This window comes from Salicola sp. AFF1 (assembly GCF_056783195.1).
Genome location: NZ_JBXAYL010000010.1, coordinates 74,253 through 94,560 on the forward strand (window position 1 = coordinate 74,253; position 20,308 = coordinate 94,560).

At 60.7% G+C, this 20,308-nt stretch carries 21 protein-coding genes; 11 read left to right on the forward strand and 10 right to left on the reverse strand.

The genetic code is table 11. From position 1 onward, the window contains the following. Window positions 1–73: 73 nt before the first annotated feature. Window positions 74–670: a LysE family translocator gene (locus tag AC1RQI_RS08780; protein WP_481904454.1), complete on the forward strand. Its 597-nt coding sequence runs from the start codon at window positions 74–76 to the stop codon at window positions 668–670. Between the two features lie 17 nt (window positions 671–687). Here the strand turns inward: AC1RQI_RS08780 and AC1RQI_RS08785 are convergent, their stop codons facing one another. Beyond that, entirely contained in the window at window positions 688–1,707 is a 1,020-nt protein-coding gene (locus tag AC1RQI_RS08785) for a fatty acid desaturase (RefSeq protein WP_481904455.1), read from the reverse strand. 224 nt (window positions 1,708–1,931) lie between these two features. Between AC1RQI_RS08785 and AC1RQI_RS08790 the strand changes: the two genes are divergently transcribed. After that, a complete protein-coding gene (locus AC1RQI_RS08790; protein ID WP_481904456.1) occupies window positions 1,932–2,219 on the forward strand; it encodes a hypothetical protein in 288 nt (95 codons plus the stop codon). Here the strand turns inward: AC1RQI_RS08790 and AC1RQI_RS08795 are convergent. Both AC1RQI_RS08795 and AC1RQI_RS08800 read right to left on the reverse strand, forming a co-directional pair. Continuing rightward, window positions 2,202–2,873 (reverse strand): ferredoxin reductase family protein, encoded by a 672-nt coding sequence (locus AC1RQI_RS08795; RefSeq protein WP_481904457.1) that lies wholly within the window; start codon window positions 2,871–2,873, stop codon window positions 2,202–2,204. The genes AC1RQI_RS08790 and AC1RQI_RS08795 overlap by 18 nt on opposite strands. Further along, a complete protein-coding gene (locus AC1RQI_RS08800) occupies window positions 2,857–3,366 on the reverse strand; it encodes a ferric reductase-like transmembrane domain-containing protein (protein ID WP_481904458.1) in 510 nt (169 codons plus the stop codon). The genes AC1RQI_RS08795 and AC1RQI_RS08800 overlap by 17 nt, the downstream gene beginning before the upstream one ends. A 169-nt stretch (window positions 3,367–3,535) precedes the next feature. Between AC1RQI_RS08800 and AC1RQI_RS08805 the strand changes: the two genes are divergently transcribed. Beyond that, window positions 3,536–4,630, forward strand: coding sequence for a GGDEF domain-containing protein (locus AC1RQI_RS08805; protein WP_481904459.1), 1,095 nt, complete (start codon window positions 3,536–3,538; stop codon window positions 4,628–4,630). Between the two features lie 20 nt (window positions 4,631–4,650). Here the strand turns inward: AC1RQI_RS08805 and AC1RQI_RS08810 are convergent, their stop codons facing one another. Beyond that, complete coding sequence (locus AC1RQI_RS08810) at window positions 4,651–4,839, reverse strand: YgaP family membrane protein (RefSeq protein ID WP_416634817.1); 189 nt, start codon at window positions 4,837–4,839, stop codon at window positions 4,651–4,653. Window positions 4,840–4,929: 90 nt separating this feature from the next. Here AC1RQI_RS08810 and AC1RQI_RS08815 point away from each other — a divergent pair, with 90 nt between their 5' ends. Both AC1RQI_RS08815 and AC1RQI_RS08820 read left to right on the forward strand, forming a co-directional pair. After that, on the forward strand, window positions 4,930–5,115 hold the full coding sequence (locus AC1RQI_RS08815; protein WP_481904460.1) for a DUF2339 domain-containing protein: 186 nt from the start codon (window positions 4,930–4,932) through the stop codon (window positions 5,113–5,115). Then, the gene (locus AC1RQI_RS08820; RefSeq protein ID WP_481904461.1) at window positions 5,112–6,257 is read left to right on the forward strand and encodes a M50 family metallopeptidase; all 1,146 of its coding nucleotides are present in this window, start codon (window positions 5,112–5,114) and stop codon (window positions 6,255–6,257) included. Before AC1RQI_RS08815 ends, AC1RQI_RS08820 begins: the two co-directional genes overlap by 4 nt. 60 nt (window positions 6,258–6,317) lie before the next feature. Here AC1RQI_RS08820 and AC1RQI_RS08825 read toward each other — a convergent pair whose 3' ends face one another. From AC1RQI_RS08825 to AC1RQI_RS08845, 5 genes are all read right to left on the reverse strand, one after another. Beyond that, entirely contained in the window at window positions 6,318–9,437 is a 3,120-nt protein-coding gene (locus tag AC1RQI_RS08825) for an efflux RND transporter permease subunit (protein WP_481904462.1), read from the reverse strand. After that, window positions 9,434–10,654 carry an efflux RND transporter periplasmic adaptor subunit gene (locus tag AC1RQI_RS08830; RefSeq protein ID WP_481904463.1) on the reverse strand — a complete coding sequence of 407 codons (1,221 nt, stop codon included), beginning with the start codon at window positions 10,652–10,654 and terminating at the stop codon, window positions 9,434–9,436. Before AC1RQI_RS08830 ends, AC1RQI_RS08825 begins: the two co-directional genes overlap by 4 nt. After that, on the reverse strand, window positions 10,651–12,030 hold the full coding sequence (locus tag AC1RQI_RS08835) for an efflux transporter outer membrane subunit (protein ID WP_481904464.1): 1,380 nt from the start codon (window positions 12,028–12,030) through the stop codon (window positions 10,651–10,653). Before AC1RQI_RS08835 ends, AC1RQI_RS08830 begins: the two co-directional genes overlap by 4 nt. A gap of 92 nt (window positions 12,031–12,122) precedes the next feature. Continuing rightward, window positions 12,123–13,475 (reverse strand): membrane-bound lytic murein transglycosylase MltF, encoded by a 1,353-nt coding sequence (gene mltF / locus AC1RQI_RS08840; RefSeq protein ID WP_481904465.1) that lies wholly within the window; start codon window positions 13,473–13,475, stop codon window positions 12,123–12,125. A 95-nt stretch (window positions 13,476–13,570) separates the two neighbouring features. Next, complete coding sequence (locus AC1RQI_RS08845) at window positions 13,571–14,941, reverse strand: hypothetical protein (protein WP_481904466.1); 1,371 nt, start codon at window positions 14,939–14,941, stop codon at window positions 13,571–13,573. Between the two features lie 137 nt (window positions 14,942–15,078). Between AC1RQI_RS08845 and AC1RQI_RS08850 the strand changes: the two genes are divergently transcribed. The 4 genes from AC1RQI_RS08850 to AC1RQI_RS08865 all read left to right on the forward strand — a co-directional run bounded on the left by AC1RQI_RS08850 (window position 15,079) and on the right by AC1RQI_RS08865 (window position 18,296). Then, window positions 15,079–15,609 carry a DUF2244 domain-containing protein gene (locus tag AC1RQI_RS08850; RefSeq protein ID WP_481904467.1) on the forward strand — a complete coding sequence of 177 codons (531 nt, stop codon included), beginning with the start codon at window positions 15,079–15,081 and terminating at the stop codon, window positions 15,607–15,609. Window positions 15,610–15,672: 63 nt separating this feature from the next. Further along, window positions 15,673–17,415: a 30S ribosomal protein S12 methylthiotransferase accessory factor YcaO gene (ycaO, locus tag AC1RQI_RS08855; RefSeq protein ID WP_481904468.1), complete on the forward strand. Its 1,743-nt coding sequence runs from the start codon at window positions 15,673–15,675 to the stop codon at window positions 17,413–17,415. Window positions 17,416–17,466: 51 nt separating this feature from the next. Continuing rightward, complete coding sequence (locus AC1RQI_RS08860) at window positions 17,467–17,625, forward strand: YqaE/Pmp3 family membrane protein (protein WP_416634807.1); 159 nt, start codon at window positions 17,467–17,469, stop codon at window positions 17,623–17,625. 98 nt (window positions 17,626–17,723) lie between these two features. Next, a complete protein-coding gene (locus tag AC1RQI_RS08865) occupies window positions 17,724–18,296 on the forward strand; it encodes an NnrU family protein (protein ID WP_481904469.1) in 573 nt (190 codons plus the stop codon). A gap of 48 nt (window positions 18,297–18,344) precedes the next feature. Here AC1RQI_RS08865 and AC1RQI_RS08870 read toward each other — a convergent pair whose 3' ends face one another. Beyond that, complete coding sequence (locus AC1RQI_RS08870; RefSeq protein WP_416634805.1) at window positions 18,345–18,743, reverse strand: glutaredoxin family protein; 399 nt, start codon at window positions 18,741–18,743, stop codon at window positions 18,345–18,347. 128 nt (window positions 18,744–18,871) lie between these two features. On the opposite strand from AC1RQI_RS08870, the gene modA reads away from it, so the two are divergent. Both modA and modB read left to right on the forward strand, forming a co-directional pair. Next, the gene (gene modA / locus AC1RQI_RS08875) at window positions 18,872–19,627 is read left to right on the forward strand and encodes a molybdate ABC transporter substrate-binding protein (protein ID WP_481904470.1); all 756 of its coding nucleotides are present in this window, start codon (window positions 18,872–18,874) and stop codon (window positions 19,625–19,627) included. Then, complete coding sequence (modB, locus tag AC1RQI_RS08880; protein ID WP_481904471.1) at window positions 19,624–20,307, forward strand: molybdate ABC transporter permease subunit; 684 nt, start codon at window positions 19,624–19,626, stop codon at window positions 20,305–20,307. Before modA ends, modB begins: the two co-directional genes overlap by 4 nt. Window position 20,308: the final 1 nt, after the last annotated feature.

A 20,308-nucleotide genomic window follows, 5' to 3' on the forward strand; every position in this document is an offset into this window, starting at 1 on the left:
GGACTGGCTTTCTGAGTCTGTGCCTTTGCGCCCCGCCGCTCTAGCATGGAGTCACCACAAAGGAGATGGACTCATGCAGACCGAGCAGCTGATATCGTTAACAGGATTAGTGCTGGTGATGGTTGGCACCCCTGGTCCCAACAACCTGATGCTGATGGCTTCCGGCGTTAATTTCGGCGTTGTGCGTTCGCTGCCTCATGTGGCTGGCATTATTGCCGGCTGCCAGACGCTTCTCCTGGCCATGATGCTGGGCCTTGGTCAGCTCCTGAAGACGTACCCTCTGGTGCAGACCCTCCTGCAGATCCTCAGCGCCTTCTTCCTGGTTTACATCGCCTGGTTGCTTGCGGGTAGTGGCCGGTTGGGGGACACCTCGGGCCGGCCCGAGCGGCCCATCAGCTTCTGGCAGGCGTTGCTCTTCCAGTGGATCAACCCCAAGGCGTGGATGATATGCATGGCAATCGTGGCTGCTTACACGGATCCAGAGCAACTGGCGATGACAGCCTTCTGGACCAGTCTGGTATTGGCAGTGGTGAGTTTACCCCTGATCGTAACCTGGAATGTAAGCGGCCAGGTGCTGAAGTATTGGCTCCAGCAAGGCAAGCGGTTGTTGTGGTTCAACCGCTTGATGGCGCTACTGCTGATCGGTTGTTTGTACCCCATGATGCACTGAGGCTGAGGCAAGCCGGCTCAGCAGGCGTTTGCCTCGCTGAAGGAAACCAGCCGCCTCTTGTTCTCGTCCCACAGCGCCAGGCGAACCGACTCGATGCTTTGCCACAGTGTGATGCGGCTGACCTCTTGCAGCTCGGGGAAGTCGCGCAGGACTTCGGGCAGGCGGTAGCACGGGATGCGGCTGCACAGGTGATGCACATGGTGTACGCCGATATTGGCGCTGAACCAGCGCAGAACCCCGGGCAAAACATAGTGGGAGCTGCCGTGCAGTGCTGCTTCCTGAGAGGTCCACTGGTCGTCGTGTTCCCAGTAGGTTGTCTCGAACTGGTGTTGCACGTAAAACAGCCATACACCGATGGTGGACGCTACCAGCGTGATGGGAAGTTGTATGAGCAGGAAGGGGCCGAGGCCAACCGAGCCGATCAGGATGGCGACGAGCGTCGCGATGCCCAGGTTGGTGCCCATGGTGCTCATCCAGGGCATCCATCCGTTACGCATGAAGCCGAATGGCAGGCGGTAGCTCAGAAGGAAGATATAAGCCGGGCCGAAACCGAACAGGACGATGGGGTGGCGATACAGGCGATAACGCAGCCGCTGGAAGAATGTGAGGGCGTGGAACTCGCGGACTGTGAGGGTCTCAAGACCGCCGATAGAGGGGCGGTCCAGGTTGCCCGAGTTGGCGTGATGCTGGATGTGGGTGTAGCGCCAAAGGTCATGGGGAGTGAGTGTGAATACGCCGATGACACGGCCCACCCAGTGATTGGTCTTGCGGGAGTGGAAAAACGACATGTGGCTGCAATCGTGCTGGATCATGAACAGCCGTACCAGAAAACCCGCGGCCGGGACGGACAGCAACAGGGTCAGCCAGTAGCTGAGCCCCAGGGTCGCCCACATCAGGATCCAGGTCAGAGCAAAAGGCACAGCCGTGACAGCGATTTCCATGATACTGCGGCTGCGGCGTGGTTTCCGGTAGTGGTTCAAACGGTGGCTCAACGCGCGTGGCTCGGCGGTATGGTTCTGTGTCTCGGCTTGGCTCATGCTGCGATTCTCGTGCGGGGCGCGACCCGCTTCACCGGGGAAGGGGCGGCGCCGGGTATTTCAGGGGCGTGAGGCATCCGTTGTCTGATCTGCCCTGGATACGATCATCCTGAGGGATAAAACAGGCTTTGTATGTGCGGTGGCCGGCATTCGTTGGGAAAGCACCAAACCACTGATGGTGCCGGTGAAGGCGGCTGCATTATGGGTTTTGGGCTCTGATACAGATGTCCCGCTTTACGACACGACAGGGATACACGCAGAGCAGGCCGTTCAGTTTGCTCTGGGTGCGGTTTGACGCGCAGTTCCTGCTGGTGTCTATCTATTTTGAACCCGGTCCAGTCATTGCCGTCGGTATCGGATTCGATATTGAGGCCGAGGACAACAATCAGCCCAAGGGCGCCGCCAAAGCCGAGCGCCGCCGCGAGATTGCGCTTTGCGAAAAGCCGGTAAAAGGTTGGACGATCGGCTCGTTCGATACAGGCTGTTTCTTCCACTCATCGCATCCTGAATAGCTCCTGGTGGAAGTCCCGTTTCCGGAGACCATGGGCAATGAAGTCGCGCCTGAGGGAGTGGCCGAACCCCGCCGGGCCGCAGAACCAGATGCTCGCCTCGCGCCACTCAGGGACTTCTGACCGGATTCGGCTGCCAGTGAGCAGGCCATCCCTGGGCGTATAGTAGAGGTGCAGTTGAACATCGGCGGCGTGGGCATCGGCGATGAGTTTATCCGCTGCCTCCTGGTCGTATTCCTCGGTTGAGAAAAACAGGTCAATCCGTCGGTGGTTACCCGGGTTGTGTGCCAGGTATTTCATGCGCGCCACAAAGGGCGTGATCCCGATCCCGCCCGCGATCCAGATCTGGCGGCTGCGGTTGTCCTCAAAGTCAAAGCAGCCGTAAGGGCCCTCAACGGTGACCGTCATACCTTCCTGGAGTGTTCCGGGGAGCTCGCTGGTGTGGTCGCCAAGTTCCTTGACCAGGAACATAAGGCGGCGTTGCTCGGGAACCCAGTCGCAGGCAATGGTATAGGGATGAGCGCCTTCGCGCCTGGCATCGGTGATGAATGCGAACTGACCGGGCTTGTGGCCTGGCCATCCAGCATCGAGGTGAACGGTGCCTTCAAGGACCTGGGGCCGGGAGTAGAAATTAAGTGACTCAATGGTGCCAGTCACTTTGCGTTTGTGGCCGATACGGCCGGTGAGTTTTCTGGAAGAGGTGATAGGGAAACCAGCGGAGCAACGCCAGGGCCAGCAGAACCACAACGGCGTAGAAAGTCCACTCACCAACTGGTTCGGCAATGCCTTGCTGTTTTTGGAGCCAGCCCTGGAGTCCGCCAGGTGTTTCTTCCTGCCAGCCCTTGCGGAGCCGCAATCGGTCACCGGCGGAGACCCACCAGTGAACCATCATGAACCCCAGGCTGGTAATGCCCAGCCACCGGTGCAGGCGATACATCTTGTCCAGCCCATTCAGAGGGTGTTCAAGCCATTTAGGGCGGGTAGCAAGGATCATGGCCAGGCTCATCAGCGTCAATGCCATACTGCCCGTGTATTGGGTCACCAAGGGGTGAAGGCTGCGCGCCACGGCGGGGGCCATGAATCCCGCGGCAAGCCACAACCCGGTGGGCAGGGCCAGCGCCGCGGCGAGAGCGATTCTTATGGGCGTCATGGGGAAGAAAGCCTGGTTGGCAAGTAGTGCCCCAGCGTAAGGCGAAAACGCCAGGCACGTAATGCGTTATATCAGTAGAATCTGAATCCGTTCAGGGTCTTGGAGGGGAAAAGTGCGTTATCCTGTGTATTAGTCCATCGTTAAGGTAATGGATAGCATGGCAAAGTGGATGAGGACTGTTTCCGTGCCGCCCGAGTGGCGTGAAGATTTCCGGGAATACCAGCGGCTGGTGGCACGCCGTTTGACCGTGGTTTGTGCCGTCATGGCGCTAATTGTCATTCCGTTCTTCCAACTGGTTGACGTTTGGTCGTTATCCGGAATAACCACCCACTGGTGGAGTCATCTGGGATGGCGACTACCACCGATGGTGTTGGCTATCGGCATTCTGGTGCTGCGCTGGCGTGTGCCGGAGGGACGCTGGCCCCGGCCTGTACTGATTGCATTCGCGCTGTCTGGCATGATCATGGTGACCGGCATGGTCGCGGAGCATCTGGTGCAGCCAAGCGATATTGAGTCCTTGATGACCAATGGTCTGGTGGTCGTTATCGCTTTGGTAGCGGTACTGGCGACAGCGGGTGCTCGGGATCTCCTCCTGATTTATGGCCCACCGCTGATCACGGTGATTGCTTTTTTGGCTTATGCCCCGGTATCCCTCTTTAAGGCGTTCCTGGTGTTTGTTCACCCATTGATGATGATGGTGATGGGCGTGGTGCTGTCGGAGCTTTTCTACCGGATTCGGCGTGAGGCCTTTGTTGCACGGGAACAATTGGCTCAGAGTGCCAGTACCGATGTGCTTACAGGATTGAGTAACCGGCGCGCCTTTGATTCACGGCTTGAGGCGGAGCATGCTCGGTGCAGTCGTTTTGGTACCCCCTATGCCCTGATCATGATCGATCTGGACCACTTTAAGGACGTTAATGATACCTATGGCCATGAGGTTGGGGACGAGGTGCTCAGGGAGCTGGCGCAGAGGCTGAGTGATGGACTGCGTACCGAAGATGAAGTGGGACGATGGGGTGGGGAGGAGTTCATGGTACTCCTGCCTGGTGCCAGCAAGAGTCCCGCCTGCACCGTCGCGTCAAAACTCCGTCGTGCCGTTGCGCAGGAACCTTTTGTGACTTCTGCGGGTTCCATCCCGATAACCACCAGCCTTGGCGTTGCTGTGTTCAATGGTGAGCATATGGCCAGTATGGTGGCACGTCGGGCGGACGTTGCCATGTACGCCGCCAAGGACAATGGGCGTAACCGGTACGAATGCGCCTGACTGGGGCTCCTGTTGCGGTGTTATTCGCCCGGATAGAGCCTATCCAGTGTGTAGTAAAGGGGGCAGAAACCGGTAAACGCACTCTGGAGCAGAGTCAGTCCCAGAACAGCTGGAATCAGCAGCCAGAGAGGGTCCCCGTAAAAACCAAGGCCCACGGTGACCGTCAGGATCAGGCCGATGATGCCGTCATGCAGCTCGCGTTTGGTCATGATCAAAGTCCTTGTCCCGGCTTATGAACACTCCGTCATCTGCTTTTTGGGAGCTTAAAGGTTCAGATTGGAGTAACCAAGGGCGCTGTTATGCCAATGGTATCCATCGTCGTTGTGCTGAAGCTGTTTCTGATGGGTATCGCCGGGACGGTCCCCCTTGCCCGTGTGGTATCGTGCCTGGGCGTGGGCGGTCTGCTGTTGTTGGTGGGCTGGTTCGCCCCCATGCCGGGGAAACGGCACAGCGATTGGTCAACGCATACAGGAGGCTCCGGATGAATCAACCCGCCCGTGAAAAGCAGGGCATGTTCCGTTCCGTGTTGACCCTGGGGCATATCCAGGGCATTCGAATCGAGGTTCACGCGAGCTGGCTGATCATCTTTGCTCTGTTGATGATCACCATGACCACAGGGCTCCGCAATGAGTACGCGTCCTGGTCCTTCAGCCAGGCGTTGCTAACGGCCCTGTTCACATCAGTCACTTTCTTCGCCTCCATCGTGGCGCATGAGCTGGGCCACAGTCTGGTCGCGATCCGTCGTGGCGTACCGGTCAATGCCATCACCCTTTTCATTTTTGGCGGTGTCGCCCAGCTGGATAAGGACAGCGAAAGCGCGGTGGATGAATTCTGGATCGCCATTGCGGGTCCGGTGGTCAGCTTTGTGCTGGCGGTGGGATTCTCGCTGCTGTCAACAATGGCGGCTTCTGAGCCCTGGGCTGTTGGTCTGGGCTGGTTGGCCGTGATTAACCTGATGGTAGCCGTTTTCAACCTGATTCCCGGCTTTCCGCTCGATGGGGGCCGCGTTTTCCGGGCTCTGGTCTGGAAGGTTACTGGTGATGCCGCCAAGGGCAACCGTGCCGCCGTGGCGGGGGGCCGGTTGGTAGCCTATGGCCTTTTTGCCCTGGGGTTGTGGCGGCTGCTGGTTGAAGGCAACGCCATTGGCGGTCTCTGGATCATGCTTCTGGCCTGGTTCCTGCTCAATGTGGCGGAAGGCCACGGCCAGACGTTCAACCTGCAGAAACAGCTCAGTGGGATACGGGCCCGGGAGCTGGCAGATCAGCATGTGCCTTCTGTGGTATCGTCCACCACCATTGATGAGTGGGTTCACACCCGGGTGTTGCCGGAAGGCCAGCGTGCTTACATCGTCACTGACGGCGGAAGGGCCCTGGGGCTGGTCAGCCTCAGTGATACCAGCGAGACCGACCGGCAACGCTGGCCTGACTACCAGGTAGCGGATCTGATGACGCCCATTGAACGGGTTATGTCCGTGACGCCTGATACAGAAGCGGCGGAAGTGCTTGCCACCATGACCGAGCACAGCCTGAATCAGCTGCCGGTCATGGAAGGCGAGCAAGTGGTTGGCTGGATCGACCGGGAGCGCCTTCTGAAGACCGTTAACCTGCACATGGAACTGAAGGCCTGACCGTCTGGCCAGGGGTCAGCAGTACTACGCCTTTCCCCGGCAGGGCAACGCAATCCCGTGCTATTGGGAAAGCCCGGCAAACCGTCGGAAGGCGCTCTTCAGGTCTTCCAGGACCAGGTAGAAACACGGCACCAGGAACAGGATGAGGGCGGTGGCGAAAATGATGCCGAAGCCCAGGGAAACCGCCATCGGGATCAGGTAGGAGGCCTGCAGGGAGGTTTCCAGGATGATGGGCGTGAGGCCGCCGAATGTGGTTATGGTGGTAAGCAGGATGGGGCGGAAACGGCGCACACCGGCCTCATAGATGGCTTGGAACGCGGAATGGTTGCTACGCTGGCGGTTGGCGTAGTCCACCATGATCAGCGAGTCGTTCACCACCACGCCTGACAGCGCCACGATCCCCATCATGCTGACCAGCGAGATATCGAGACCCAGGATGATGTGGCCAATAATGGCGCCAATTGCGCCAAAGGGGATGGCCAGCATGACAATGACGGGCTGGATGTAGCTCCGGAAAGCAACGGCCAATAGCGCATAGATGACCCCCATGGCAAGCATGAAGGCGCCGAAAAGCGTGCTGGTGGATTGCCGGAGGTCCGCCTGGCTACCCTCGAAGCTCCAGGTGATGCCCGGAAAATCCGCCTTAAGCTGGGGAAGCACCTCGGACTGGATGGAGGCCAGAACGCTTGAAATCTTGCTTTTGGGTTCCACGTCCATGCCGACCGTGATCACGCGCCGCCCGTTCCGCCGGTCGATGGAGCGGAAAGCGGAGCCCATGGTGGCGTCCGCCACGTCGAGCAAGGACACCTCGCCTCCCTCTGGCATCTGGATCACGAACTGCTGCAGATGACGCAAGTCCTGGCGCTGCTCCTGCGGTAGGCGCACCCGGATTTCATTCTCGTTGGTGCCACGCAGTTGACGCAACGCCACGGCGCCATAGAACGCATCCCGGACCTGATCGCCCACTTCCGCCGGGGTAAGCCCAAGGGCCCGGCCCTGGGCGTTGAGGGTGAGGTCCAGTTGCGGTTTGCCGGCGGCGTCGCTGTCCGAGACATCCCGAGTGGCGCTGAATGCTTCCATGCGTTCGAGCAAGGTTTCACTGGCATGGGAGAGCACATCGATATCGGAGTGACTCAGGTCCACAGCGATGTCGTCCCGCCATGAGCCAGGCCCCTGTTCCGCCTCGAAGGTGATCTGGTCAACACCGCGGAAATCGCCAATTTCCCGCCGCCATAGGTCCACGATCTCCTGGACCGTCATGCTGCGCTCATGTTCTGGGCGCAGGACGAGTTCGACATCGATGGCGCGTTGCCCCCGGACATTGGTCTTGATCCCTTCGGCTTGCTCATCAAGGTTGTGCTCATCAAAAAGTCGTTGGGTGGACTCCGTGATTGCCATGGCGATTTCGCCGGCACGGCGGGTCGTTGTGCCTACCGGCAGGGTTACCCCCGCTTCAATTTCATCGGCGGGCACCTCCGGCATCATGAGCATGCCCATGTGATCGCTGGCTGCGTAGGCGCCCACCACGGCCGTCACAACGATGGCCAGGCTCAAGGTCACATAGCGAAACCGCAGGCTGGCATTGAGAAGCGGCCGGTAGAGTCGGTTGATCACGCTCTCGAAGCCCCGGGAGAAAACACGCTGGAGACCATGGAGCCAGTGTCCATAGACAGTGACCGTTCCCCGGCCGCTGTGGCCGAGGTGAGCAGGCAGCACGAACAGCGCCTCAAACAGGGATATGGCAAGCACGACAATCACCACAGCGCCCATGGGCCACCAGAAACTGCCCATGACCCCAGGGATGAACAACAATGGCAGGAAGGCGACGATGTTGGTGAGGATGCTGAATGTGACCGGACCGGCGATGTCCCTGGTGCCCTGGATCGCGGCACTCATGAAGTCCATGCCCTGTTCGCGGTACTCGTAGATGTTCTCACCCACGACGATGGCGTCATCCACTACAATCCCGAGCACCACCAGGAAGCCGAACATCGAGATCATGTTGATGCTGACCCCGATCACCGGCAGGAACAGCATGCCGCCCACGAAGGAGATGGTCATCCCCATCATGATCCAGAACGCCAGCCGGTATTCGAGGAAGAGGCTGAGCAGAACCAGCACGATCACCATCGCCAGGAGGCCGTTTTCGAGGAGCATGCTCATGCGGTCCTCGAAGTGCCGCGCGCGGTTGCTGTCAACGCGCAGCTTGATCCCATCAGGAAGGGTCTTTTCCAGTTCCGCCATGACGTTCTTGCCCGCGGCGGCGACTGTTAACGGTGACTGCGTGCCGGTCCGGAAGATCTCGATTTCAACGGAGGGCAAGCCGTTAAACCGTGAATGGAAGCCGGTTTCATCGAAGCCGTCCCGAACCGTGGCAAGGTCGCCGAGGGTGACCGTGCTTCCGGAGTCGTCGCTTTTCAGGACGATGTCCTTGTAGGCATCGGCCCACAGGCGGCGTTCTTCCATGCGCAGGAGAATATCACCGCCCTCGGTGGCCACCGAGCCCGCCGGGATGTCCTTGGCTGATGCCTTAATCCGCTGGGCGATCTGCTGGAGGGTCAGGTCGTATTTCCGGAGCCTTTGCTGGGGCACGGCTACCTCAGTAAGGTAGTCTGGCACATCGCTGACCGTGGCCTGGGTGATGCCTGGTTCCGACAGCAACCGGTCGCGAACCTGCTCGCCCAATTGGCGCAGGGTCCAGGGATCGACGTCGCCGTAGAGTACCAGTTCCATAACATGGTGGGATCGGCCCTGAAGACGGACACGGGGTTCTTCGGCCTCGTCCGGAAAGGTGCGGATGCGGTCCACTTCCTGTTCAATGTCCTGAAGCGCCTTCATCCGGTCAGCGCCGTTGATCAGCTCCAGGGTGACAGTGCCCGATCCCTCACGGGCAGTGGAGGTCATCTCCTTGATGGTTTCCAGCCCCTGAACCGCTTCCTCAACCGGTAACAGGATGCCCTGTTCCACTTCTTCCGGGGCAGCGCCGGGGTAGGTGACCGATACCTGGACGATATCCGGCTCAAACTGGGGAAATACTTCCTTCTGGAGTTCGAAGGCCATCCAGAGACCGCCCGCCAGAAGCAGGATCATCAGCAGATTGGCGGCGATGGAGTTGCGCGCCATCCAGGCGATGGGGCCGGTCCAGCCCGACGTAGTTGGTTCCTGGTCGCCGCGACTCATCCGTTATCCTCGTCGGTGCGCAGGTCGGCGCCTTCCACCACGGTGGCGAGGTCACTGGTGATTACGGATTCGCCTGCCTCAACGCCGCTTCTGAGGTAGGCGTACTGGCTGTCCCTGAAGACGATTTCGGGGGACCGAATGGCAAGCTTGCCCGCCTCCATAACCCAGATGGTGTCGTCGCGCCGGATATGGTTGCGTTTAACCCGCACCACGTTCTTGATCTCGCGGCCCTTGATCCTCGTGTTAAGAAAGGAGCCAAGCAGAAGGCGAGGCTTGCCCTGGGCTTCGGGCTTGAGGGCCAATGGATCTTTGACCGTGATCAGTACCCGGGCCAGTCGTGTCGTGTCATTCAGCTCGCCGATCAGGCGCTGGAGGTGACCCTTGCGGTGCTGGCCATTGGGCCATGCGGTGTCGTTACGGATGGTGGCCGGTGCGCCGGCTTCGCCGTTGCGTTGCTCGAAGCGGAGCCTCGGGAGATGCTTTTGGGGTACTGTTGCTTCGACCCAGTACTTATCCACACCCACCAAGCGCCCCAACGCTTCGCCAGTGCTGACCTGAGAGCCCACGCTGATCTCACGATTCAATACCCGGGCGTCAAAAGGGGCGGTCACGCGTGTGCGGTCCAGGTTCAACTGGGCCTGGTTGAGCGCGGCCTGCGCGGATTCAACCTGGGCCCGGGCCTGCTTGAGTTGGGGCTGGCGCAGAACCAGGGCCTTGTTGGGCTTTTCGAGGTCTTCCCCAAGCAGCTCAAATTCCTGTTGGGCCACGTTCTGGCGGCCCTGTTCGATGGCCAGCTCAGAACGCCTCTGGCGCAATTCGCTGCGTCTCTGTTGGAGCGTGGCCTTGTAGTCAGCGGGATCGATCCGTACCAGCATCTCGCCTTGCTCGACCTTGCCTCCCGGTGAGAAGTCGGGAGCTCGCTTGATAATCTGGCCGCTCACACGGGGGCGGAGCGTAAGCTCCCGGGCGGCGCGAACCTGGCCCATGGCGGTGATTGTGGGGTGGTAGTCAGCGCGCTCGGCGGTGATTACATCCACCAGCATGGCGGTTTCCCGGGTACTTTCAGGGCCGCGTGTGGCGGTTGGTTCCGTGCGGAAAATCAGCCATATCAGGGCGGCGCCCAACGCCAGTATCACCAGGGTGATGAACGCCGTCTTGAGTCGGCCGGCGCGGCCAGTCTCCGGGCGTGCTGCGCTGTCGTTGATCGGTTCGTTCATCCTGTCTCACTCGCAGAGTTGTCACGGGGGGCAAAACCGCCGGCCAGCGCCCGGTACAGCGCGATCCGGTATTCCACCAGCTGGCGCCGCGCGCTGATCAGGCTGCGCTCCAGGTCCTGGCGGTCGGTCAGGGCGTTCAGTACCTCGATGTAGCCTACCTGCCCGTTAAAATACTGTTGGCGGAGCTGGTCATAGGTGGTTTCGGCCAGTTCCAGCTGGCGTTGGAGGCGGCTAATGGCCTGGCGCTGCTTGCGCTCCTGAACCAGTGCGTTCTCCACCTCCTCGAAGGCGGTAAGAATCGTCTGGCCGTACTCGTACAGGCGCTGGCGGCGTTTGGCCCGGGCTTGGTTAACCTGGGCATCGCGCTGTCCGGCGTCGATAAGGGGAGCGACCAGGTTGCCCGCGAGCGCTGTGGCCCAGTTGTCGAAAAGATCCTCGACGCTGTTTTCCCGGGTTGAGGCGGAGGCCGAGAGGGTCAAGCGCGGGAACTGGTTGCTGATGGCGGCGGCCAGTTCCGCATCGGCGGCCTGGAGTTGGTGGAACGCCTTGCGGACATCCGGACGGCGCTGGACAAGATCAGCCGGTACACCTGTTTCCGGAAGAGGGGGCAGCTCCGTGGGCAGCCCGCGACCTTTTGGCAGCGGGCTATTGGCCGGCGCGCGTCCAAGCAGAACCGCTAACTGGTTTGCCAGGACCTGTTGTTGCGACGCCACCTGAAGGCGCTGTTCCTCCGTGGATTCAAGGAGCTGACGTTGGCGCAGTACATCCGCGCTGCCTGTCTGGCCGTTGCCAAACTGGGCCTCCAGCAATGTCATCACGTTGCGGTTGGTTTCGATCTGGGCGTCCGTGAGCTCAAGTTTGGCCCGCTGGGCGCGCAGCTGGTACCAGGTGCGCGCGAGTTCAGCGCTCAGTGTGAGGGCGGCGGTCTGGTAGTCCGCCCGGCTGGCGCGGGCCCGGAATTGTTCCGCTTCCACCCGGGAGTTTATCCGGCCCCACAGGTCCACCTCATACTCGGAACTGAGTCCAAGGTTCAGGCTTTCCGTGGTGTTACTGTTGTCGCTTTTGCTGAGCTCGCCATTGGCAGTGGCATCCAGGTTGGGGAAGCGATCCGCGGCTTGCTGATTCACGGCTGCGCGGGATTGCCGCAAGCGTTGCCAGGCGCTGAGCACATCCGGGTTGGCATTAAGGCCCTCCTTGACGAGCTGGTTGAGCTGTTCATCGCCAAAGCTTTGCCACCATCGTTTGGGGGTTGGCTCATCCCCGGAACTGGAGAAGCTATCAGGGATGGTAACCGGGGGTTGCGGCCTGTCTTCCGGTTGCGACGCGCATCCGGTTACAAGAACGGCCAGCATCAGTGCCATCAGGCGTTCAGGCATGAATCCCAACATCTTTTTCAGGGGTCGTTAGTAACCTCGGCAAGCCTATCAGGCTGGCATGGGTATGACCATTCCAGCGCTGGCTATGGGGGTCATTCAAATTCCTTGCTGATTATGTCTTTGTAATTCCGGATTCGCTGGACGTAATGCACGGGCTCGTACCCTCTGGCGTAGCCATAGCGGGTGCTGGGGTAATAGCGTTTATCCGCCTTGAGGGGGAGGACCTGACGCATGTCCTCCCATGAGTTGGGATCACGCTTCAGATTTCTCGCCAGCTGGCGGGCATCCAGAAGATGACCTCGCCCGATGTTGTAGCTGGCCAGGGCCAGGAAGGTCCGGTCGGGTTCGGGGATGGTTTCCGGCAATCGCGCGTGGCGGTCCGCCAGGTAGCGGGCGCCGCCATCAATAGCCTGTTCCGGATCAAGTCGGTCCTTTACACCCAGTGACCTGGCGGTGCGTTGGGTCAGCATCATGATGCCACGAACCCCGGTGGGTGAAACGGCTTTGGGATCCCAATGCGATTCCTGATAGGCGAGGGCGGCAAGCAGCTCGGCTGGCATGCCGGTTTTGTTTTCCGCCTGGATGAAAGCCTGCCGGTACCTGGGAAGCCGCTCATCAATGCGACGGTTCAGGGCCCGCAGGTCCACGAAGTCGAACTCCCCGATGTAGGCGTAATACGTGCGTTCCATGGCCCTGATGGCTTCATCGCCGGCGCGGCTGTTCATCCACTCGCGGGCCGTCCCCGCCAGCTTTTCCGCTCCCTCCGGCAAGTACCAGCCCAGGTTCTGGCCACGGGTCAGGTTCATGGCGACTTCCAGGTGCGGCCAGTGCCGGCGCGTGACCTGGACGATGTTGGCATCGGCAACAGTGCAGTCGAAACGTTGCTCGGCAACATGGGAGAGCAGGACTTCCGTGGTCAGCTCACTGGTACTGAACGTGATGCCTTCGTGCTCGGCGGCCAGTCCGTTGAGCGTCTCGACATAGCTGGAGCTGGCGGTCACACGGATATCGAGATCCGCCATGTCTTCCGGCAGGCGCGGTAATGGGCGGCCCTCACGGTGGCATACCAGCTGTTCGGTGACCTCGCTGTGGGCTGGGCCCCGGGTAAAACGGGCATTACGGGACGGTCGGTGCGTCAGCCCGGAGGCGGCCAGGTGGGCGGTGCCTCGCTTCAGGGCCTGGATAACGTTGGCCGTTGAGTCGTGCATGGTCCATTCCACCTCCCATCCCTGGGCGTCCGCGAATTCCATCACCAGCTCATACTCTGGGCCTGACGGCTGTTTGTGGCGGTTAAGGTAGTAGGTCGTGGCCCCGTTGCGGGTAGCCACCTTGAGCACTCCGTCGCTTTCCACGGAGTCCATGGAAACCGGTGCCCTGGGACTGTCGCCGCATGCGGTCAGTAAAACCGTTGCCAGCAACAGGGTCAGGGTGTCGCGCATTTGCATGTCAACGTCCTTAGGGGGGAACCGGCGCAAGCATGACACAGGAAAGCCATGCTCGTATTCTACCGAGGTAGATACGTGCGCGTGGCCCGGGCCGATCATTCGGCGTTGAGCGCCAGTCCCCGGGCGTATTCGTTAGCCGCCTCGCGTCGTTTCATCGTATCCTCAAGGAGGCGGACGCGCAGTTGGTCCATTTGTTCCATGAAGCGATCCAGGTCCGTCTTGCTGGCGTCCTCCGGAGATTGGCTCTGGTCGATGAACGCTTGCTGCTGGCTGTGGATGGCATCAAGCTTGCCCAGTGCCTCACGGATGCTCTGGACCCGTTCCTGCACCGAGTCGCTCACAGCCATCCGGGGCGCCGTGTTGCTGCCAGTGTCGCTTGGGGTTGGCATTCCCTCAGCAAGCACTGTTTCCTGTTCCGGCGTTTCGGACTCTTCCTGACGCGCCAGATCGAGTTCCTCAAGCGTTCGCACCTCTCCGCCCTCACTCAGGTAGAGGCCTGTGGCCCGGATTTCCCCCAGGGGAACGCCCTGGCTGCTGGTCAGGCTGAAACGGTCCTGGGTGCTGCCGGTGTAGAGGGCTTCCACCCCCACCTCCGATAGCGTACGCAGTTGCTGCTCGCCATCCCGGCCCTGAACCATCACCTGGAGCCGATCGAAGGCCGGGTCATTCCGGTCGAGCCATTTGTTGCCGTCCTTGTCCAGGCTTGCCAGCTCCTTGAAACCGGATCCGGAGGCGGGACCAAAAAGCTCGCTGCCATCATCCACCTTGCCGTTATCGTTGCGGTCGAGGGCCAGGTAACCACTGCCGGCGCTCAGGGTGGCGTATTCGGATGGATCGCCGTTACCGTTGAGGTCAAATTCGAAAACGGTGTCGCCCAGGGTTGCTGAAGGGCTGTCAAAGTTGATGACCAGTGGGTCCGTCATCGCCCGCTCTTCAATGCGTACGCTTTCGCTGAACGCATACTGCTGGGACTGTTGTTGGTTGATACCGAGCGTAAAATCCACATGCCGGCCGTCATCCAGTTCGATGGAGCCAGTGGCGGCCACCTGGCGGTTCTGGGTTTCGGAAACAAAGGTGAAGCGGTTTGCCTGCATCCGAACGGAACCGTTGGTGCTCACCCTCTGGTCGGCACTGGTGTTCATGGCCGATAGGCCGACCCTGAGTGCTTCCTGGCCTTCGAGCATTACGTTGGAGGCGGTCTGTGCCAGCTGCGCGCTGGCGGATACCGACCTGTCACCATGGGGCCCCTGGACGGTGCTGGTGCTGACGTATTGGCGTTGCTCGCTGTTCTGGTATTGGTAGCGGGCATCCCGGCTGAGAACGATTTCCCGATCTTCGCCGCTTCGGGTCGGATCCTGAGCGCTTGAGCCTTGGCTATGGGCTTGCAGCTGCGCGTTCTGGTGGTGGATCCGGGTCATGCTCTGGGCATTGGCTTGGCTTAATTGGATGCTGCTTCCACTGATCATGATTCAGGCACCAAGGCATGGGTTGTATATTATTTGAACGGCAGGTAGTGGGAGAACTTTAGCCTGAATGGTGTTATTCGGTGACGGATCCGTGATGGCTTTGGTCTGGGTGGGTAGTATGGGGGCGTTGTTGTTTTATGGCTGTCTGCAACAAGCGGGTTTCCCTGATGCTTGAGTACCTGGACCACGAAGAGGGGAGGGCCCTGCGCCTGACACCCAACCGCTCCCTGAGCTGGTACGGCAACATTGCCTTCTTTGGTCTCATCGCCGTGGTGACCCTGATCGTAGCCATTGGCTGGTCCCTGGCTGGCGCCTGGATGATCCTGCCGTTCGCGGGCCTGGAGCTGGCGGTGGTTGCCTACGGGTTGTACTACACATCGCGGCAGTGTCACCGCCAGGAGGTGCTGGTGGTGACGCCGGATATAGTACGGCTCGAGAAGGGGATTAACCGCAAGGAATCCGAGTGGACCGTGCCCCGGTACTGGGTGCGCGTGATCATGGAAATGCCCCGCCATGGCTTTGAGGTGCCCAGGCTGGTGTTGGCCTACCACGATACCCGTGTACCGGTGGCCCGTTTCCTCAATCCAGAGGATCTTCAGGAATTCATGGCGTTCCTGGAAGCGTCCGGTATCCGGATTGAGCGTCATTACCCCAGCAAGGTCTGGTAGTCCCGGGGAAGCGCGGCGTGCGATAATAACCCCCTTTGTAAAACCACCATCCGAGCCCATCCCATGAGCAAGACCTATATTCCCGGCAAGGACCGTGCCCTGGAAGACTCCATCCAGCGTATCGGCGACGCCGTTGCCAGCCTCGGCTTCACGATTGAACAGGCCCGCTGGCTGAACCCGGCGCCTTACATCTGGTCCGTGCACATCCGTGACCGTGACTGCCCCCAGGTATTCGCCAATGGCAAGGGCGCCAACCGTGAAGCGGCCCTGGCCAGCGCCTATGGCGAGCTCATAGAGCGCCTGTCGACCCGTTATCTGTGGGCGGATTTCATGCTCGACGCGGCGGGGCCGGAGTATGGATTCGTGCATCAGGCGGAGGAACGCTGGTTCCCGGTGGACACTGAACAATGGCCCGAGGGGCTGCTGGATGAGACCTGGCTGGCGCGTTACATCCGCCCCCAGGGGGTTACACCAGCCCAGCTGCAGGACCTGAATGGTGGCGGTACCGGCTGGGGCCTGTGTGCGCTCCCCTATACGCGCCAGAGCGATGGGGAAACGGTCTACGTGCCGGTGAACATGATCGCGAATCTGTTTGTGTCCAATGGGATGAGCGCCGGGAACAATCGGGATGAGGCAATCGTCCAGGGGCTTTCCGAGCTGTTTGAGCGCGGCATCAAGGAGCGCATCATCAGTCAGGCGATCACGCTGCCGGAAGTCCCGGCGGAGGTGATCGACCGCTACCCGCATATCCGGGAGGGGATTGAGGCGCTGCGCAACGAGGGCTTTGGCATCCGGGCCCTGGACGGCTCCCTCGGCGGGCAGTATCCGGTGATGTGCGTCCTTCTGAAACACCCTGACGGTGGTGTCTATGCCTCATTCGGTGCCCACCCGACCTTCCAGGTGGCGCTGGAGCGTTCGTTGACGGAGCTTCTGCAGGGGCGGGCCCTGGATGAACTTGAAGGCTTCCCGGCGCCAACGGCGGATATGGAGCTGGTGAACGAACCCCATAACCTGGAACTGCATTTCATTGACTCCAGTGGCTATGTGTCCTGGGCCATGGTCGGTGATGAGCCGGACGTGGCCTTCTACGACTGGGATGCCAACAGTCCCTGGGCCCATGATAACGCTACGGCCCACCAGCAGATGCTGGCGCAGTTCGCGGAGGAGGGCTACGAGGTGTACATTGCCGAGCACACCCAGCTCGGTGCCTATGCCTGCCGCATCCTGGTGCCCGGGTTCTCGGACATCTACCTGCCGGACGAACTCCTGCTGCAGAATAACAACGCCTGCCTTCCCATCCGGCCCCTGCTGTTTGATCTGGAAGCCGCTGGTGAGGAAGGATGGCAACGGATTCTGGACGTGATTGATGGCCAGCATGTGAATGACCAGATCCGGGTCTTTGAATGGGCCGGCATTGTCGGTAAAACCGGGCCCTGGGGACGGTTAAGGATGGGGGAGTTCCGGGTATGGCTGTTGCTGGCGCTCGGCGAGCGCGAGCAGGCACTGGAAGCACTGCCTTCGATTCTCGCCTCTGGTGACCTGAGTGATGAGGAGCGGGCTGCTTTTGCGGCGCTGTATCAGGCTCTGGAGCTGGATCTTTGCACGGACGATGCAACGCCTTACGAGCGGGCCCTGCAGTTTTATCATGGCCCGGAACTGGTGAGCCGGGCACGGCGCTGGGCTCGCGGCGAGGCGCGCTTCCCGGGACTGGAGAAGCTGGACCCGGAGGCGCCCACCGAGGGCCACTGTCGCCTGATGGAGGCCTATCGTAAGGTTCTGGACGGACAGCAGGCCGCCATGGCCTAGAAGAGCTGGTCCGATCGTCGTTTCGGTGACTGTTGACAGGAGTGATTGCCCATGGACGTTGTTCGCCTCATTCTTTCCATACTGTTGCCACCGCTGGGAGTCTTCTTCCAGGTCGGGTTGGGACTGCAGTTCTGGATCAACATCGTGTTGACGCTTTTCGGCTATCTGCCGGGCATCATCCACGCGGTCTATATCATAGCTCGCCGGTAACGCTCAGCTCGGAGCCAGGCCGAGGGGTTGTCGATGCTGTATTTGGGGGTAGGGTGGTGACGACCATCAATGAATGAACAACAAAAAGGATTGGAGTCATGACGCTGCTTCTGCTCGGCCTGGTGCTTTTTCTGGGCATCCATTCGCTGTCCATCGTGGCGCCGGCACAGCGCAATGCCATGGCGCGGCGCCTCGGGGAATGGCCCTTCAAGGGCCTGTACTCGGTTATAGCCGCCATTGGCCTTGTACTCATCATCAAGGGGTACGGCGCCGCGCGCATGGATCCGGTGGTGCTTTACACAACGCCGGCCTGGACCTCCCACATCACCATGCTTCTGGTTCTGATCGCGTTCCCGATGCTGATCGCAACCTATTTCCCGGGGAAGATCAGCAGCACGCTGAAGCACCCCATGCTGGTGGCGGTGAAGGCATGGGCACTCGGCCACCTTCTGGCCAATGGCATGCTGGCGGATGTGCTTCTTTTCGGGGGCTTTCTGGCATGGGCGGTGGCCGACCGCATATCGCTCAAACGCCGTACGCCGCGGGCTATCCCGCGCCTGCCGGCCACGCGCTTCAATGATGCGATCGTGGTCCTGGTCGGGCTGGCCCTCTATGGGGTCTTCGCCATCTGGCTGCATCCAGCCTGGATCGGGGTTCCCGTGGTCGGGTGAGGAGCGGGCGGTGCAGGTGGGCCACCTGCACCACCTGCACCGGAACCATCAGCTTGACGCGGGTTCGAACTGCTCGCGCAGCCAAGCGTTGATGTCATCGGACTCGTACAGCCACTGCTGGGTGCCATTGTCATGTTCAATCAACAGGCAGGGCACCTTGACGCGGCCGCCGCCGGCTTCCAGATCGGCCCTGTGTTGCGGGTCGTTCTGGGCATCCCGTGTTTCAATGGGCAGCCCCAGGCGCGCCATTTCCTTGCGCACCTTGATGCAGAATGGGCATGCCTTGAACTGGTAGAGCGCCAGATTGCTTGTGGCCTGTTCCACCCTTGCCTGCTCTTCGGCGCCGCGGCTGACCGCTCGTGGCGTGCTCAACTTCTCGTTGATCAGCACGACCGGGGTAAGAACCAGACGCAATGTACGGAAGAAATAACGGATAATAACGCGCATAGACAGCCTTATTGATTGCGGGGATGATCGCTTCCGGGATGGCTCTCAGCCTACCATGTCTGGGACCCTGCGTAAGGGTCGCGTCTGGTAGACTCGGCCCGTCATCGGGATTGTTGGGAGAATTCGCGTTGCATCGTGCTGCTCGTGCGCCGCTGTGGTTGTGTATTCTGTTGCTTGTCGCTGGTTCCGTATCCGTCGGGGCTGCCGAGATCCGGGTGGCCGTGGCCAGCAATGTCGCGGGAGCAGCCAGGGTGCTGGTAGAGCGGTTTGAAGCGGCTACTGAGCACAGCGTGATCCTGGCGACCGGTTCAACCGGCAAGCACTACGCCCAGATCCGCAATGGCGCGCCGTTCCAGGCCTTCCTGGCGGCGGACGTTGAAAGGCCCCGGAAGCTGGAAGACCAGGGGATTGCCGTTGCGGGCAGCCGGTTTACGTATGCACAGGGGGCGCTCGTGCTCTGGAGTCCGGAAGCCGGTTATGTGGACCCCAAGGGGCGGGTTCTGGAAACAGGCGATTATCGCCATCTGGCGCTGGCGAATCCCAGGCTGGCGCCCTATGGGCGGGCCGCGCGCCAGGTTCTGGAAGCACGGGGCCTATGGGCGGCCACCCAAGGGCGCCGCGTCATGGGCGAGAACATTGCCCAGGCGTTCCACTTTGTCCAGACGGGGAACGCCCAGCTTGGATTCGTGGCCGCTTCCCAGCTGAAGGCGATGGGGTCTTCAGCCGGGGGCTCCCAGTGGCGGGTGCCAGAGTCGTTCCATGAACCGATTGAGCAGCAGGCGGTACTTCTCCAGGAGAATCAGGCCGCCAGGGCTTTCCTGTCATTTATTGCCAGTGACAAGGGGCGCGCTGTTCTGAGGGATTTCGGGTATGAGGTGCCATGATCCTGACCGAGGCTGACCTGACGGCGCTTTGGGTAACCCTCAAGCTGGCCACCCTAACCACTGTGATACTGCTGGTTCTGGGCACCCCCCTTGCCTGGTGGCTGGCGCGTACGCAATGGCGCTTCCGGTTTGTGGTGGAAGCCATGGTGGCGTTGCCCCTGGTTCTGCCGCCCACGGTGCTTGGCTTTTACCTGTTGATCGCGCTGGGCCCGGAAGGGCCCATTGGGGGATTAATGGCGATGATCGGTGGGCGGCCTCTTGCCTTCACGTTCTCCGGGCTGGTGATCGGTTCGGTGGTCTACTCGCTGCCATTCGTGGTCCAGCCCTTGCAGAATGCCTTCTCGGCGGTCGGTTACCGGCCTCTGGAAGTGGCTGCCACGCTGCGGGCCTCTCCCCTGGACCGGTTCTTCACGGTAGCGGTGCCGTTGGCGGCGCCCGGGTTCCTGACCGCGGCGGTACTGGGATTCGCCCATACGCTGGGCGAGTTTGGCGTAGTGCTGATGATTGGCGGCAATATCCCCGGCAGCACCCAAGTCGTGTCCATCGCCGTCTATGATCATGTCGAGGCGCTGGATTACACCAGTGCCCACTGGCTCTCGGGCGGGCTGCTTCTGATGTCGCTGTTGATGTTGATGGCGGTTTACGCCCTTAATAGACGCTTCCGGGTGGTGCGACTGTGAG